Annotated in this window: 14 protein-coding genes; 5 read left to right on the forward strand and 9 right to left on the reverse strand. The window is 55.5% G+C overall.

Translation table 11 applies throughout. The features are described from left to right. Positions 1-184 precede the first annotated feature (184 nt). Positions 185-1,690, reverse strand: a complete 1,506-nt coding sequence (locus tag THTE_RS08840) for a serine/threonine protein kinase (protein WP_095415091.1) — start codon at positions 1,688-1,690, stop codon at positions 185-187. After that, positions 1,665-2,372: an adenylate kinase family protein gene (locus THTE_RS08845; RefSeq protein ID WP_095415092.1), complete on the reverse strand. Its 708-nt coding sequence runs from the start codon at positions 2,370-2,372 to the stop codon at positions 1,665-1,667. The genes THTE_RS08840 and THTE_RS08845 overlap by 26 nt, the downstream gene beginning before the upstream one ends. Positions 2,373-2,527: 155 nt before the next feature. Here THTE_RS08845 and THTE_RS08850 point away from each other — a divergent pair, with 155 nt between their 5' ends. Next, positions 2,528-3,742 carry a glycosyltransferase gene (locus THTE_RS08850; protein WP_095415093.1) on the forward strand — a complete coding sequence of 405 codons (1,215 nt, stop codon included), beginning with the start codon at positions 2,528-2,530 and terminating at the stop codon, positions 3,740-3,742. Positions 3,743-4,891: 1,149 nt separating this feature from the next. On the opposite strand, the gene THTE_RS08855 is transcribed toward THTE_RS08850, so the two are convergent. Together THTE_RS08855 and THTE_RS08860 are read right to left on the reverse strand one after the other, a co-directional pair. Further along, on the reverse strand, positions 4,892-6,157 hold the full coding sequence (locus THTE_RS08855; protein ID WP_095415094.1) for an aminotransferase class V-fold PLP-dependent enzyme: 1,266 nt from the start codon (positions 6,155-6,157) through the stop codon (positions 4,892-4,894). Positions 6,158-6,548: 391 nt separating this feature from the next. Then, positions 6,549-6,968 carry an iron-sulfur cluster assembly scaffold protein gene (locus THTE_RS08860; RefSeq protein ID WP_095415095.1) on the reverse strand — a complete coding sequence of 140 codons (420 nt, stop codon included), beginning with the start codon at positions 6,966-6,968 and terminating at the stop codon, positions 6,549-6,551. Between the two features lie 67 nt (positions 6,969-7,035). On the opposite strand from THTE_RS08860, the gene THTE_RS18535 reads away from it, so the two are divergent. Then, positions 7,036-7,170 carry a hypothetical protein gene (locus THTE_RS18535; protein ID WP_257789939.1) on the forward strand — a complete coding sequence of 45 codons (135 nt, stop codon included), beginning with the start codon at positions 7,036-7,038 and terminating at the stop codon, positions 7,168-7,170. 54 nt (positions 7,171-7,224) lie between these two features. Further along, complete coding sequence (gene uvrB, locus THTE_RS08865) at positions 7,225-9,309, forward strand: excinuclease ABC subunit UvrB (RefSeq protein WP_095415096.1); 2,085 nt, start codon at positions 7,225-7,227, stop codon at positions 9,307-9,309. A 155-nt stretch (positions 9,310-9,464) separates the two neighbouring features. Here uvrB and THTE_RS08870 read toward each other — a convergent pair whose 3' ends face one another. Then, on the reverse strand, positions 9,465-9,716 hold the full coding sequence (locus THTE_RS08870; protein WP_095415097.1) for a hypothetical protein: 252 nt from the start codon (positions 9,714-9,716) through the stop codon (positions 9,465-9,467). Between the two features lie 231 nt (positions 9,717-9,947). Between THTE_RS08870 and THTE_RS08875 the strand changes: the two genes are divergently transcribed. Together THTE_RS08875 and THTE_RS08880 are read left to right on the forward strand one after the other, a co-directional pair. After that, positions 9,948-10,469, forward strand: a complete 522-nt coding sequence (locus THTE_RS08875) for an RNA polymerase sigma factor (protein ID WP_157731968.1) — start codon at positions 9,948-9,950, stop codon at positions 10,467-10,469. Between the two features lie 62 nt (positions 10,470-10,531). Further along, positions 10,532-11,407: a hypothetical protein gene (locus THTE_RS08880; protein ID WP_095415099.1), complete on the forward strand. Its 876-nt coding sequence runs from the start codon at positions 10,532-10,534 to the stop codon at positions 11,405-11,407. A gap of 222 nt (positions 11,408-11,629) precedes the next feature. Here THTE_RS08880 and THTE_RS08885 read toward each other — a convergent pair whose 3' ends face one another. The 4 genes from THTE_RS08885 to THTE_RS08900 form a co-directional block, all read right to left on the reverse strand. Further along, positions 11,630-12,586, reverse strand: a complete 957-nt coding sequence (locus THTE_RS08885; protein WP_095415100.1) for a metallophosphoesterase family protein — start codon at positions 12,584-12,586, stop codon at positions 11,630-11,632. Positions 12,587-12,840: 254 nt separating this feature from the next. Continuing rightward, on the reverse strand, positions 12,841-13,710 hold the full coding sequence (locus THTE_RS08890) for a metallophosphoesterase (RefSeq protein WP_095415101.1): 870 nt from the start codon (positions 13,708-13,710) through the stop codon (positions 12,841-12,843). A gap of 138 nt (positions 13,711-13,848) precedes the next feature. Then, entirely contained in the window at positions 13,849-14,340 is a 492-nt protein-coding gene (gene sixA, locus THTE_RS08895) for a phosphohistidine phosphatase SixA (protein WP_157731970.1), read from the reverse strand. 153 nt (positions 14,341-14,493) lie between these two features. Beyond that, positions 14,494-15,687: a radical SAM/SPASM domain-containing protein gene (locus THTE_RS08900; RefSeq protein ID WP_095415103.1), complete on the reverse strand. Its 1,194-nt coding sequence runs from the start codon at positions 15,685-15,687 to the stop codon at positions 14,494-14,496. Between the last annotated feature and the right edge of the window lie 39 nt (positions 15,688-15,726).

Raw genomic sequence — 15,726 nt, forward strand, 5'->3', positions numbered from 1 at the left:
ACCATTGGCGGACAGTAAATCAAAGACGCCAAGGACTTCTACCACTCCCGGTCAAGAATACTTCCGAGGTCACTGCTTCAGCGGGTTTGCCGTGAGTAGCGAAAGCAATGGGAGCGACTATGCGATCCAACAAAAACTGGCCTTTTAGCTGGTTTCAATGCGGTGGCCCGGATGAAGACCGGTCCTATTTGCGTGACTCCTGACCAGTCTTTTCTTTCGGAGAACGTAAGCCAGATTCGTTCTGCTTCACCGCCTGGGATCTCATCCATTGTTCGATCCGTCGTCGGAACTCCTCCGGATCATCTTCGGGAGCGCGCTGGGGCGGGGCGCTGCTATCCGTCTGTGTTGAGACGCTTCCAGACTGTGAAGGCTTCTTCAGGCCTTCGGAGGTGCTGGGACCACCCACCTGAGAGCTTATCAAGATGAGCAGACCGCCAATGCCCAAAGCCACAACGAGAATGATTGCAACACGGAAGAGGCTGTTTTTTAAGAAGACAGGAAAAATGGGGAAAGTTTCGGGCTCAGACTTCAAGCTGGAAGTTCTCTGATCCCCGGCAAGCAGTGTCTTAGCCTGGTCCGCAATGGGGTTTTGACCTTGACCGCTGGCCGCCGAAGGGACGGACGGTTCCTCCGGTTCAATCGGGGTAGCGACTGGTAACGCCTTTGCCCGGACTAACCCCGGGGACGCTAGGTCAAGGCAGGCCTTCAGTGCCCGAGCAAGTTCCTCCGCCGTTTGAAACCGTTCGCCGGGCAACTTGGCCAGGCACTTCCGATAGAGCAGATTTAATTCCTCGGGGACATCAGGCCGGAGTTTTTTAAGATCGGGCGGGGGCGCGGTCTGATGTTTCACAATTCGCTCGGACAGGCTCCCTTCAGGAAAGGGTGGTTTTCCAACGAGAAGAAAGAACAGAACACAGCCGAGAGAATATATGTCCACCCGTCCATCGACGGACTCAGGCTGAAGAGCCAACTCCGGTGCCATGTAATCAATGGTTCCCACCACGGCTGTCTCGGATGATTGTCCCGCCGGACTGTTGCGAAGTCTGGCCAGCCCGAGGTCAAGTATTTTTACAACGTCTTGCGGAGTAACCATCAGGTTCGCAGGCTTGATATCACAGTGGACCACCCCCTTATCATGCGCATATCCAAGTGCAGCGGCTGCCTGTCGGACCAAACCCGCGGCCCGTCGCCACGGCAACGGTCCCTCTTTTCGAACAAGTTGTTCCAGATCAACCCCTTCCACATACTCCATGACGAGGTAATATTGGCCGTTTTCCAGGTCCACGTTGTACGCATGGACAATGTTCGGATGGTCCAAAGCCGCGATTATGCGGACTTCATTGAAGAACCTCTCTAGAGCAGGAGGCGGAAGGCGTGGATCGATGAGTTTGATTGCCACGCGACGTTCCATCGTCACATGCTCGGCGAGAAATACCTCTCCCATTCCCCCACGACCGAGGGTCCCCAGAAGCCGATACTTCCCAATGAGAAATCGCGGGCGTCCAGCCAGCAGTTGCTGAGCCTGCCAGTGGGTGAGCTGACCGAGTTGCTCCAGATGCCGCACGAAATCTTCAAAAGTCCGGAAAGAAACCGTTTCGCAGATCCGCGCCACCGCCTCTCGCGATACGGCCAACCCTGCGGCGTGCAGCCGCTCACACCATTCCTTAACTTCTGGAGAGAGGGCCATCATGGTGCTGTGTTGTCCTGGCACAGAGAGACATGTTCGGGGAGGCCTTTTCAAGTGTTTCCCGCAGGACCTGGTAGAGCTCCTCGGGAGATGTATTTTCGCGGATTCCTATCCTGAAAACGGGAACTTGCCGACGCGCATAGTAGTCGACGACAGGTTTCGTTTCTGCCAGATACTGCTCAAATTTGAAGCGAACAAGCTCCGGGGTATCGTCCTGCCGGCCGGTTCGGTCCCCGCCAGTGTTTTTCTGAATACGCTTCAGAATAGTCCGCAAGTCGCAATCCAAAAGGATGACTCTCTCGACACGAATGAATTCCTCGAGGAGGCCCGCCTGGTCCACAGTGCGCGGTAGTCCATTGAGTACCAGTTTGGGAGTTTTGGGAGCGACCTGGCGACGTGCACTGTCAAGGAACCATCGCAATATTTTCGTTGCGAGGTGGCCTTCCTCCGGTTTTAGGAGCCGCCCGGTAGACAAAACCTCAGCGACGATCTGCCGATCCTGGGGGATGAGAGCGTGTGCCGCACTTTCCCCGCTGCTGATCAACCGGAGTTGATGACCGAAATCAAAATGGACATAAGGCCCATCCGACAGCCCACGACCCGCAATTAACTCTCCAAGCGGTGTCTTGCCGGACCCCGTCGGACCGATGAGAATCGTCGCGACACAGTGGTGATCTGAAAACATCAGGCAAACACCCACACCGTCATCTTATTCAGCAGCTATTCCCATTGTAGCCGGAGAGAGCCGGTTAAATAATACGGAGGTACAAAGGAACAAAGGTGCTGTCCCGAAAGCGGCAGATCCCACGGCTCGGATGACCAGCGAAGTTGAAGTGACCAATGTCTCCTCCTTGGCGCATAACGTTTCTCATCACCGAATTGGAGATTGGGGGTGCGGAAAAATTCATGGTCGAACTGGTATGTCGGCTCGATCGGCAATTCTTCGATCCGTATGTGGTTGTCCTGTCTGAAATGCCGCAGCGCAGGCACCTTGTCGACCGCCTCGATGAGTGCCAAATTCCCGTTGCGTTTCTGGGAGTGAGAAATCTCGTCGAGTTGGCGGCAGGGATCGCGAAACTTGTGAAACACCTTCGGAGCTTCCGTCCAAGGATTCTCCAGAGTTTTCTTTTTCATGCGAACTTCGTGGGGCGATTGGCTGCCAGAATAGCGGGGGTTCCCACGGTGATCTGCGGTGTTCGGGTAGCAGAGCGGGAGCATCCCTGGCATTTGTGGCTCGATCGATTGACCGCTGCCTGGGTGGACAAATACGTCTGCGTGAGTGAGGCCGTGGCCAGGTTTTCCGCGGAAGTGGGAATGCTCCCTGAGTCAAAATTGATGGTTATTCCCAACGCCGTGGATGTCGCGGCGATCTGTTCTCAGAAACCCGTGGATCTAGGAAAACTATTCCGGCGGGACACCGCCGGCTGTTGCGCTGGGTTGGCCGGTGGAGTGTCTGAACGCGTTAAAGGGGCGGCAGAAGGGGACGCACATACCGGATCGTCTGTTTTTGAAAACGACGAGTTCTATATGGTTGCGGTGGGGCGGTTGGAGCGGCAAAAAGGGTTCGATTGGCTGCTGAAGACACTGGCCCCCCTCTTGCGAGAGTTATCGGGCCTTCGACTTGTCATCGTGGGATCAGGTCCGGAAAAAGAACGGTTGGTATCCATCATCGGCAGAGAGGGAATCGAAAAGGCTGTTCGCCTGGTAGGCTTTCGGGATGATGTTCTGGGAATTCTTCGAAGCTGCGATTTGTTCTTGCTGAGCTCTCTATGGGAAGGAATGCCCAATGCCCTTTTAGAAGCCATGGCGGCCGGCAAACCAGTCGTGTGCGTGGAAGCGGAAGGTGTGCGTGAGGTTCTTGGACCCCTTTGCAAGGATCAACTTGTCCACGACAGGAATCAAGAACAGTTTCGGCGCGCAATCTTGAAGCATTATCATAACCGCCAGTACGGGGCTCTTCTCGGAGGCCGCAATCAGAAACGGGTAGCAGAACACTTCAATTGGTGGCGCGTCGTTAAGCAATATGAAAGCCTGTGGGCGAGCTTCCTACGCTAGATCACAGCGAGAGTTACGTCGGCTTCCAGAACGCGTGACGGCGCAGATCCAGTGTGAGCGACCACTCGATCCGGGGCATCCCTCGGCGGACGGGAAAGAGCCTACCACTACACAAAAAGGACATAATTTTTTATTTCTCTTATCTTTCTCCCCAAATAGCTGGGTAAAGGCTCCCATAGCCATACTTTCTGGGAGGTGATTTCCCTCCTACGCGATGGTTTTCGCTCCGATGCTAACCGGCTGTTCGCATGACACGCGGAAAGTGTGTCACCTTCTCTGTCCCACCTGATGGGATTGACCTGCCCAGATACTGGTTCTTACTTACCACGGTAGGTAGAACACAACGCTCTGAATAGCCTGCGGCTATTCCCCCTCTGTAAGATGGTCAAATACGATGCTATGTAGCTACACGAGATAGGCGGTGATTTCACCGGCTTCCTACCATTGGTTGCCCGGGAAAGTGTTCAAATGGATATTACTACTACGGTATCAGGAGAGACTCCAAAAAAGTGGAACGCCTTCCTAAAAACCTGCTGAACTTACCGTCGCGGACTGGTGCGTTCAACTCGCCTCGGGACGTCTGATCGTTAAGCGTGGCTCCACCGAGCTGCCATACCCCTCTTCGGGAGTGACAGCATTTCTCGGTTCCCGGCAGGTTTGTGTCCGGTCTATCGGCTGGCAACACAAATAGTCCATTTGACTCTTGGAGAGCCCCTGCGCATGATGGAAACGCAGGGTGACAGAAAGGACGTAATTCACGTGTATTTTTGTACACTGCGTTCTGTCCTAAGTGATGAGTATAGCACGTTTGTCCGTCCGAGCTGTCGCCGAGGGGTGGGGCCTTCAGTGTTGGTTCTTGGCCACCGACCAGCACTGAATTCGGTTCGCCACGTGCCGGTTGTGCCCCTTCCCATTGATGACAGGGAAGTCATCGCGAGCGACATGCGAGCCCCAGCCACGTTGTGGATATCGAGGGCTCAGAGGCCTGTCCCATGAGCTGCGGGAAAGCATCCTCGGGACAGGCCTTTTTCTTTCACATTGGGCGAGAAGTGACCAACGTAGGTCACATCGCCAAAAAGACGACGAAGACGACCTACAGCGATCTTTGGATCCGCCGGAACGTCAGAATCAGATGCTGATTGGCCCGCTTCACCGCCTCTCGCTCCGCTTCTTGAAAATACGTTGTGCCCTTTCCAGACCTTCCACCAACTGATCAATCTCGTTTAGTGTGTTGTAGAAATAGAAACTGGCGCGTGCCGTGGCCACGACCCCCAACCGTTTGTGAAGGGGCATCGCGCAGTGATGTCCTGCCCGAACGGCAACACCCACGGAATCCAGCAGCTGGGCCACGTCGTGCGCGTGAATGCCATCGACGACGAAACTGACGATCCCCCCTTTTTTATCAGGCGCCGGTCCGAAGACGCGAACCCGCGGCATTTCGGCAAGGGCGGCATGGAGTTTGACGGTCAGTTGGTTTTCATGGACTGCGATACGCTCCAGGCCGATTCGTTCCAAATAATCAATGGCGGCCGCAAGACCAATTGCTCCCACGATCGGTGGCGTTCCCGCCTCGAAGCGGTACGGGAGATCGCCCGGCACAAAGCCATCGAGCCGGACCTCCCGAATCATGCTCCCACCGCCCATGAAGGGCGGCATCGCTTCCAGAATTTCGCGCTTTCCGTATAGGACCCCAATTCCCGATGGACCGAGCATCTTGTGGCCGCTGAACGCCAGGAAGTCGGCATCCATTTTTTGAACGTCCGTTACCAGGTGCGGGACACTTTGAGCTCCGTCTACAAGAACCTTGGCTCCGACCGAATGTGCCGCCCGAATGATCGATTCCACGGGATTAATCGTACCCAGGACATTGGAGACGACGGTGACGGCAACGATTTTCGTTCGTTCGGTCAAGAGTGTATCCAGGTTGTCCAGAACAAGTTCCCCCTGATCGTTGATGGGGATGAAGCGAACCGTGGCCCCTCGACGTTCAGCAAGCTGAAACCACGGCACGAGGTTGGAGTGGTGTTCCATCTCGGTCACCAGGATCTCATCGCCTGGTCTGATGTTGGCATCTCCCCATGCCCGGGCGACTAAGTTGATGGAGGCGGTTGCGCCAGAGGTAAAAATGATTTCTTCTTCCGACCGTGCGTTAATGAACCGACAGACTCGACGGCGTGCTTCTTCGTAGAGCTCGGTCGTCTCGTCGGCAAGAGTGTGGATACCCCGGTGCACATTCGCATAATGCTTTTCATACATCTCAACGATGGTCTGGATAACCTGCCGGGGCCGTTGCGTCGTGGCAGCATTGTCAAAGTAGACCAGCGGACGCCCTGGATGCACTTCTCGCTGAAGAATGGGAAAGTCCTGGCGATACACCAGTGGATCAAAGGAAACAGCCGGTTCGGAAATCGTCATCTTTGGCCTCGCTTAGCTGGTATGCCCTCAATGAGCTGAAGCCGGTAGAAAGCGGTGGTTTCTTGGCCAATGTGCGTTTGGACAGTGCCTAGCGTGCCCAAACCTGGCGGTATCCGGAAGCTGACTCTTCTACCGGGCAAGTGTCGCGACTCACGTTCGAGAGGTACGTCGTTTAATTGTAGCGGCCAGAGAAGCACAGACTAACCCGCCAGAGTATTTCCAGCATGGGCTGAAAAGTTCGTCGGTTGTTCCTGGCTTCTTCCGCATCAGGATCGAAAACCGAGTGAAGGTGCCCGGAAGGTTCACCCGTTTGAGAGTGACAAACCCCGGAGAGTCGATGACCTTTCAGCTCTTCCGGCCTGATTCACCGGTGCCCAGAACTTTCAATTGGTTATTGAGTTGGTAGGGGCTGGGGAGTTCCATTCGAATGGGCCTCGGCACACGGAGAGTAAATGGCGGCCTGGAGAACTCGCCACGGGAGGAGCGCGCATTTCTGGCGATTCGGGGTCAGCCGGGGACCAAAGTAACGAAGCATGTCCTCTGCGCTGAACTTTTTTACGTCCTCCACCGTCTTCCCGTCAAACAGTTCCGTGAGCATCGAGGCCGCCGCCTGACTGATGCAGCAACCTTCGCCGTCGAAATAGATGTCCTCGATCTTTCCTCCATTGACAATTCGTAACTCCATTCGAACCACATCTCCGCAAAGCGGATTGCGGTCTTCATGGCAATGCGTACAGCCCGGGCATTTCCCTCTATGGTAGGGGCATTCGTAGTGTTCGAGAATGCGTTCCTGGTAGATATCGTCGTCCATAGCGCACGTGGGCAAGTTTGAATATAAGGGACTTCGTCATCTACCCCATTTTAGGTGGTTCCATGCCATGGGGCAATCGAACACCTCCGTCACCATCGTCTCGCGGTACAATGAAAGAAAGAAGGCCGCCGCGCCGCCGATCGCCACCGCACCAGGACTCCCGATGGAGTATGAACGACCGCGAGAGCTGCGATTCGGTTGATTGCCAGCCCAAAGCCTGTGCCCACATTTTGTATGTACGGGGTGGGAGCCAACGATGTTCCAACTCGTAAGCCCCTTTAAACCGGCGGGAGACCAACCCAAGGCCATTGCTGCCCTCTGCGAAGGTTTGCGGAAGGGGAAGCGGGCTCAGGTGCTCATGGGTGTCACTGGTTCGGGAAAGACATTCACGATGGCGAACGTCATTCAGTTCGCGCAGCGACCGACCCTGGTGATGTCCCACAACAAAACCCTCGCCGCACAGCTCTACGCCGAATTCAAGGAGTTCTTTCCCTACAATGCGGTCCACTATTTCGTAAGCTACTACGACTACTACCAGCCGGAGGCCTACATTCCTCAGCGGGACATTTACATCGAGAAGGATGCCTCCATCAACGAAGAAATTGATCGCCTCCGGCTGGCGGCTACGAGTGCGCTGATGACACGCCGGGACGTCATCATTGTTGCCAGCGTCTCCTGTATTTACGGCTTGGGATCACCCGAGGACTACCGCAACATGATGGTCAGCGTGCAGCGCGGCCAGATCGTCGACCGTGACCAGCTTCTCATGAAGTTGATCAACATCCAATATGAACGCAACGATTTTGAGTTCCAGCCGGGGCGATTCCGGGTCCGCGGGGATTGCGTGGAGGTCTTTCCCAGCTACGAGCAGTTTGCCTATCGAATTGAATTGTGGGGGGATGAAGTGGAGCAGATTGCGTCCATCCATCCCCTGACGGGACAGGTGCTACAAAAGCACGATCAGGTGTTCATCTACCCGGCGAAGCACTTTGTCCTCCCGGAGTCGCGCATCCAGGCGGCGATCCAGAGTATTCGAGAGGAGCTGGAGCAGCGGGTTGCTGAACTGAAAAGCCAGGGAAAGCTCCTCGAGGCTCAGCGGCTCAGCGCCCGGACCCGGTACGACCTGGAGTTATTGCAGGAAGTGGGGTACTGTCCCGGGATCGAAAATTACAGTCGCCATCTGGCCGGTCGGCCACCAGGGAGTCCCCCGGAGACCCTCTTTAGCTTTTTCCCGGATGATTTTCTCCTGTTTGTGGATGAGTCCCACGTGACAGTGCCGCAAATCCGTGGCATGTATGGGGGGGACTATAGCCGAAAACTGACGCTCGTTGAGCACGGTTTCCGGCTTCCCAGCGCCCTTGACAACAGGCCGCTCAAGTTCGAGGAGTGGGAGCAGAAAATCAATCAGGTGATCTTCGTTTCCGCAACACCCGGGCCGTATGAAATTGAGCAGGCGGGGGGAGAGGTGGTGGAACAGGTGATCCGTCCCACGGGATTGCTTGACCCCGAGGTGGAGATCGTTCCAGCGAAAAATCAGATTCCACACCTCATTACCCAGGTGCGTGAGCGGGCGGCTCAGGGAGAACGTTGCCTGGTGACGACACTCACCAAACGTCTCGCGGAAGACCTGGCGGATTATCTGACCAAACAGAATATCAGATGCAAGTGGCTCCACAGCGAACTCGACGCCTTTGAGCGGGTGGAACTTTTGCGAGATCTCCGAAAGGGGGAGTTTGACGTGCTTGTAGGGGTCAACCTTTTGCGAGAGGGGCTTGACCTCCCAGAGGTCTCCCTGGTGGCAATTCTGGATGCCGATAAGGAGGGATTTCTCCGCAGTGAGACCTCGCTCATTCAGACCATCGGCCGCTGTGCCCGCAATGTCAATGCAAAGGTTATTCTCTACGCAGACCGAATTACCGACTCCATGCAGAGGGCGGTGGAGGAAACGCGGCGGCGTCGAAAGCTCCAGGAAGAGTACAACAAAGCCCATGGAATTACCCCGGAAACGGTTCGCAAGAATCTTCGCGCTGGCATCGAAGCGGAAGCCGCGGCTCACGCTCGTGCTAACGCAATGGTGGGACGCACGAACGAGATAGAGTACGTAACCGAGGAATACATTGCCGAACTTGAAGCCGAAATGATGGCAGCGGCGGAAGCCCTGGAGTTTGAACGAGCGGCGGCCATTCGCGACCGGATTCAACTCCTGCGAAAACAGATTGGCAAGCCGCTGGATGAAGTGAAATTGATCGCCGTTAAGCGGGGGCGGCGGGGCCCGCGACGAAACACAATTCATCCCTCACCGGGGATCAATATTACTGGATCCCGTCGTCGAAAACGGTAAATAATGCGTCCTCACCTGGTGCGCTTTTGATAAAGAGAACACCCCTGCGAGTTTCAGGCTGCAGGGGTGTTTGTAGTGCTTTCTGATTGCAAGCGGGTTTCGCAGGTTCCCAGTTATGAGGACCTGGAACTCATCCCATACCCGTGAACAACGGCTTACTGTTGCGCGCCACTTCCCTGGCTGCTGGATTCACCGCCGCTCGGGGCCTGCTCGCCCGCGGGTGCCTGCTGTTCGGCGGGCTTCTGTTCAGTACCACCTGCCTGTTCCGTGGAAGTGGCAGCAGGTTGTTGTGCTGGCGCAGGTGCTGCCTCCTTCTTTTGGCAGCCGACGAACAGACCGCTAAGACCCAACACCACAAGCAACACAGCCAAACGCTTCATGAAGTAAACCCTTTCGTTAAAAGACACCTAACCCTCCTGACCTGCCCGGCGCCATTCGCCGGGCGTATATCCGTATGGATGCGTGTCGGGCCAGATTTATTCCCACCGATTTTGGGACCGTTTTGCAGTGAAATGGGCACCGGCGGCAAAAAACAAAAAAGCGATTGACGCCGCCGGTTTTCCTCTGATGGCTCAAAGAGGATAATACAGCAAGGAATAATGGCGAGATTGGGCGCATCATTTGTAAGGACGAGTGTCATGGGCGAGGGTTCGGTGCCGCCTTTGATCGAGCAACTCGTGAAGCGGTATGCGCAGGACGTGTACCGGTACGCATACCGACTGACGGGCTCAGCGGCGGACGCCGAGGACCTGACGCAGGAGACTTTTTTGGCTGCGGTTAAGAACATCCATCAGCTCGCAAACCCGGAGTCGGCCAGGTCCTGGTTATTCACGATTGCTCGAAACCAGTTCCTGGTCAGGCACCGCCGAGGCCGAGGAACAGTAGTGCGCCCGCTCGGTGACCAGGCAGAAGAAATCATGGTATTGGAATCTGGCGACAGTGACGAGGTCGATGGCGAGTTAATTCAAAATGCACTGAATGCGCTTTCTGATGAACAACGGGTCATTTTGCTGATGTTTTATTTCGAGGAGGCTTCATACCGAGAAATTGCCGAACAACTGGGAATCCCTATCGGAACTGTCATGAGTCGCCTATCCCGGGCAAAGGAAGCGCTTCGGAAAAAAGTGCTCGCAGCGACTCGACAGGATAGTGATCTGTGAAGGCTGACTCGAACTGGCAGGAATAGTATCAGAAAGAATTTCCAGAGCGGTCATCAAACTCGATGGATTGGGACCCGAAAGATATCCCCGACTGGCAACTGCTGGAATGTTTGCGACCGCACGAGGGATCGCCCAAAGATCCCTTTATGGAGGAATTGCAGAGGCGGATCGCAGCGCATCCCGAGTTGGCGTCGGTCTGGCGGGAATTGCAGCAACAGGATGTTGAGCTCGCTCGCCTCCTACAAACGGTCCCCCCCCGGCTGGGCTTAGAAGAGCGGATTATCTCGCGGCTGGGAACCGAGCTGCGAATTGCGACTCCCTCGGGAAGCGACGACGCCACAACTCCGGATAACGTACAACCAGGATGGGTGGGTGATGGAGCGCGCGCACTTGCTGGAGATCAGTTGCACGCGAAGCGGCAAATTTCACGTCGTGTATGGATCGCCGCGGGCGTTTCCGCAATTTGCGCCAGCGTGCTCGGAGGTGTCGGCCTCTGGCTATGGCGCAGGCGAAGGCGGACTGGACCACCTTCACCCGTAGAAATCGCAAACGAAGTAGCACGAATTTTCGAGCAAACGCTCGACGAGTTCGGTACCGGTCAGCCCGTCAGTTCACATCCGCCACCGGCTCATGCCCGTTTCAGTCGGGAAATTCGTTTGTATTTAGGCAGCACGATCACCTGGCGGCAGGCTACCGTTGCGTCGAACCGCGCGGTCGTCTTTGACATCACGCAGCCCAGCGGGGAACGTGGTTCGCTCTTCGTTCTCACTCTGAATCTGCCCGATTTTCCCAGTTTTCCTCCGTACTTCCCGCAACTGCAAACCAGCCGCACAAGCCTCGGCTGGTGGCGGGAGTCAGACATCGCCTATCTGCTGGCGGTTCTGGGAGGGCCGCGGGTTTACCAGCGGTTCCTGAAACCACCCAGTCCCATCACCTGAGTGTCGGTTCCCTGTGGCCCAATGTCGCGATGACATAAGGAATGGTGTTCTCATCCGGGAACACTCAGGCGTGCGAAAACTTTACGGGGGTAATCCCTAACAGGTTACACGCCTGCTGTTCTGGTCGCTGAATTAAGAAGCGCGGCCCACCGCCCTAGTCGCAAAGCGTCAAAGAGGCCCTTTCATCCCGAAGGCCCATCAAACGTTATGTGACCACAGCGGTCATGTTTGAGCGGCTTGCCAACCGTACGTCACGTATTGGTACTTCACGGAACCGTCAGGACTGAGATCGAAGACGCCATACCCTTCGGGGAACCCTTTGTTAGCGCCCTTCCACCATCGACCGGAAACAGCGCCATCACAGACGTACTTGACACCCCGGTACTCGACCTCGTCAACCATATGAATATGCCCGGAAATCGCCAAACGTACATTGTGCTGGGAAAGCAGCAGGGATAATTTCTGGGCGCCTGTGCAGAGGCTGCCCGCCCCGATGCGGAACTGAGAGTCCTGTACCGCATCTGGCAGGACAGTTACTGTCACAAACGGAATATGGCTCACGATAATGCCGGGCATGCCGGCCGGTTTTTTCTGAAGTTGCTCCTCCAACCATTCCCATTGTTCCGGGTCGAGGCCTCCTTCATAAAGAAGTTTCTCCGACGGTTGGACGCTATCGAGGAGGAAGAATCGCCAGCCTTTGTGGTCGAACGTGTAATAGGTTTTCTCGTAGCCGAATACCTCACAGAACATCTTTTTTCCGTACCCAGGGGTCTCCGGTGTTACCCCGTGCTTTTTGCCCCAGCCGAACACATCGTGATTACCAATACAGTGGTGTACCGGCAGGCTTGTGTTGTCCTGAAGCACCCGCGTGAACAGCTTAAAAAGGAGCGTTGTCCGCTGGACGTCCTGCTCCAGCGCATCCATCACCAGATCGCCTCCGGTGAGGATAAAGTCGGGGGCCGGATTTAATTGCGCGACGTGTTTTAAACAAGCCGCCATGCCCTCAGCGGCTTTCAATTCGGGCTGCACATGGATGTCAGTCAAATGAACGAATCGAAACGTCCCTGCTTTTGCCCCCTCTTCAGCCGATGCCCTCCTGGTAAGAGACTTCCCAGTCAGGAGAGCCCCGAAAGCAGCACCCAGCCCCCGCAACAAATCACGACGTGAAATGGAAACCATGATCGTGGAACCTCCAAAACGCTGTGAAGTGATATCCTCCTCGAGCTGAATTATTCCCTCTTGCCGGACCGTTCCGGCGTTGAACCGGTTGAATTTTAGGCGGATTCCGGGAATCGAAAAGGCCGGAAAGCGGAATTAAAGAAAAGCTAACACAGGTGGAGCGGACCGCTCACAAGGTATGGTCCCGACCGTCGGATCTCACGGGCATCAGAGAGCCGGGTTCATCACTGGCGTCATGCCCCGGGCCTGGACCATCACGCCAGGAGTTTGACCCGTGACAAAACTTCCTCATGGGTCCATGGTTCCTGGCGGTCAAGTGGCAGAATGACGTATCCTGCTTTTTCGGCGGAACAATCGAGTATGATCTGCACTTTGTTCGGTGCCGCGTATCCTTCCGGACAGGGTTCGTGACCGTGGATGAGGACGTTGGCATGAAGGAGTCGCGCGAAGGCCGCTGCATTTTCCTCTCGGTAGTCGCGCCCCCAAACCAATCGGAAGACGCTGCGATGCTCGAGAAATTCCAGGATGTCCAAGGGGCGATGGAAAACACTCACATCGAATCCTTGCTTGTCCACATTTTCAGGGAGGCTGTGCGTCACCACCACACCTCCGGGAATAACGACTCCCAGGGGACACGTTTGAATAAACTCAATGTAAGCCTGACGGACCCGGTCGGCGGCAGGACCATACACGTGCTGAATGCCCAGCCTGAACAAAAAATTGAGCATTTGTTTGTTCTTCTGAATGGGGTAATCAGTCATTTCGGCGAGCTCGTGGTTGCCGAGAATGAAATGGACCCGATCGGGATACTGGGTTTTCAATTTTGCGACGTCTTCCAAAACGGTGTGAGACATGCAGCCGCCATCGGGATACGTCAAGCCTCCATGACACACCTCCTGGATGACGAGGTGGCGGCCGGGATTCTTATCGAGAGCGGCGATTCGCCTGATGAGGTTGAAGTTACGTCGATGCCCGTGCAAATCCCCCGTGATCATCACGTCGGTGCCATCTTCCGACGTCAGCATGATGAGATTACCCCGACGGCTGGGTGTTTCCAGATTGGCCTGCGCCGCTTTTTTGCACGTATTGATGACTTGCTCGATATATTCGAAAGTAGCAATCATCCGCGACGTTCTCCGTGGTCTTGGTTCTTCGGGACGTAGCCCTTCGCAGCTGCGTCACTTGCAGATCATTATCCCCCTTGTGGGAGAACCCGAAAAGACCGGCGGTTTCTGCGTTCTATGCCTGATGAGCGTCCCGCCTTAACACTTCAGCAGGCTGGCTGTGACGAGGAAAAGAAGTTGGCCCTCGCCCGGCTTCGGTTGCTCTTTGAATTCAATCGCTGCCACGGAACCTTTGGCGCAGTCGAATTTTCCGCCACCGACGAGCCGGCTGATCAGTTCACCGACATCGGGAGCATGGCCGACCAGGGCGATATTTTGCCCCGGATCGGAGGAATGTTTTGCCAACCACTCCATCAGTTCGTCGAAATTACCCTGGGGAGCCAGTGCCGGCACCGCCTCAACGCAGACTGTTTCCCTGGTAGCAGACATGAGGATTTCCGCTGTCTCCACGCACCGCAAATAAGGGCTGGTGCCGATCAACCTTATTTTGAGGCCCCGTTTGATAAGTCGTCGGGCGAAGCGGCGAAAGCGACGCCTTCCTTCGTCGGTGAGGGGCCTCTGACTATCATCAGGCCACCGTGAGCTGTCGGGTTTCTCCGCCCATGCGTGTCGCACGACGTAAACAATCATGGACATCTCCTCTCTCGACGATGGTGATGAATCGGGATTCCAGCTTGACGGTTCGAAAATGGATTCGAAAATGGACTTGGACCCACCTGACGGTTTGGCATATCTCGCCACTTTTCTGTGCATTATAGCGGTTTTTTCCCAGCACCCGACGGATTATCCGTACGCGGCCAGGCCAAAGAAGAGGTTTTTCTTAAGCCAGCGATAGAGCCAGGTGTCTTCAGGAATTTCAGCCTCGGGCAGGTGATGACTGGGACGCGGCTGAAGCTGGCCGAGTTCAAGGTACGCATCACGGCCGCTCGTATCCCGGGCGTCATGCTCCCTGAGGAATTGGATCAGGTCCTGCGGGTGCTCAAGAATGACGCAGCCGCGCGTACGGGCATGGACAAACGGCCGGAAATCTCTAAGGAGACTGTTATGCTGGATCGTCTGGGAAAGATCACCGTTGTTATCTCGAATCGTTGCCGTGGCAAAGGAAAGCGGCGGACACAACTCAATATCTCCGGCCGGTCCAATGTGATAACCCAATCCTGCCGCTGCCGGACACACGGCTCGACCTGCGGCATCCCAATAGGTGTCGATCAGGATAATCGGACTTTCCTTCCGCAACGCCAGCAGACGCCTGCGAACCGCAGCGATCTGCTCACGGTTCAGGGCCAAATCCGGTGTAGGGGTTGGTCCGACAGGGCGGTAGATGTAATACCACAAATAGATCGCCCCCTGCGAATCGGCCCAGCGAATGAATTCGTGGCTTAACACCTCCTCCCAATTGGTAGAGGTCAATGTTGTGGCGATTCCAAACAGCACCCGATGCTCTTTGAGCCACTTCATGGCATGGATAATTTGCTCAAACACGCCTTCCCCTCGACGGAAATCGTTGGCCGGCTGGAAACCGTCGACGCTGATGAGCAGGGTTGCGTTTCCAGCGCGAGCAATCTCTCGGACGCTCTCTGGCGAAATCAGCACGCCATTGGTGATGATCTGAAAATAGCAGTCACGGTGAGTTTGCAAAAGCGTGATAAGGTCCTTGTAAAGAAACGGTTCCCCGCCCAGCAAAATGTAGAATCGGTTCCCCTGACGTTTGGCTGAGTTGATAAAAGTTGTGACATCTTCCAGCGACAACTGTCGAGGTTTCCCTTGGCTGGTGATCCAGCATCCCCGACACTGCAGATTACAAGCGTCCGTCAGGGCAATGAAGAAAAAAGGTGGAAAGAATTGCCCTGTTGCCTGTCTTTCGCGGAACTTCCGCAACGCCGCGAAACCCGGCACAAACCACAGTCGCCAGGCGTTGTACAGATTGCGCGGGGAAACCCTCGTTATTGCCCGAAATAACAATCGCGGGATTATCATACAACCGCTTCCTGTAATGCAGCGGAGGGAACGTCATCG

This window comes from Thermogutta terrifontis, assembly GCF_002277955.1.
Lineage (GTDB): Bacteria > Planctomycetota > Planctomycetia > Pirellulales > Thermoguttaceae > Thermogutta > Thermogutta terrifontis.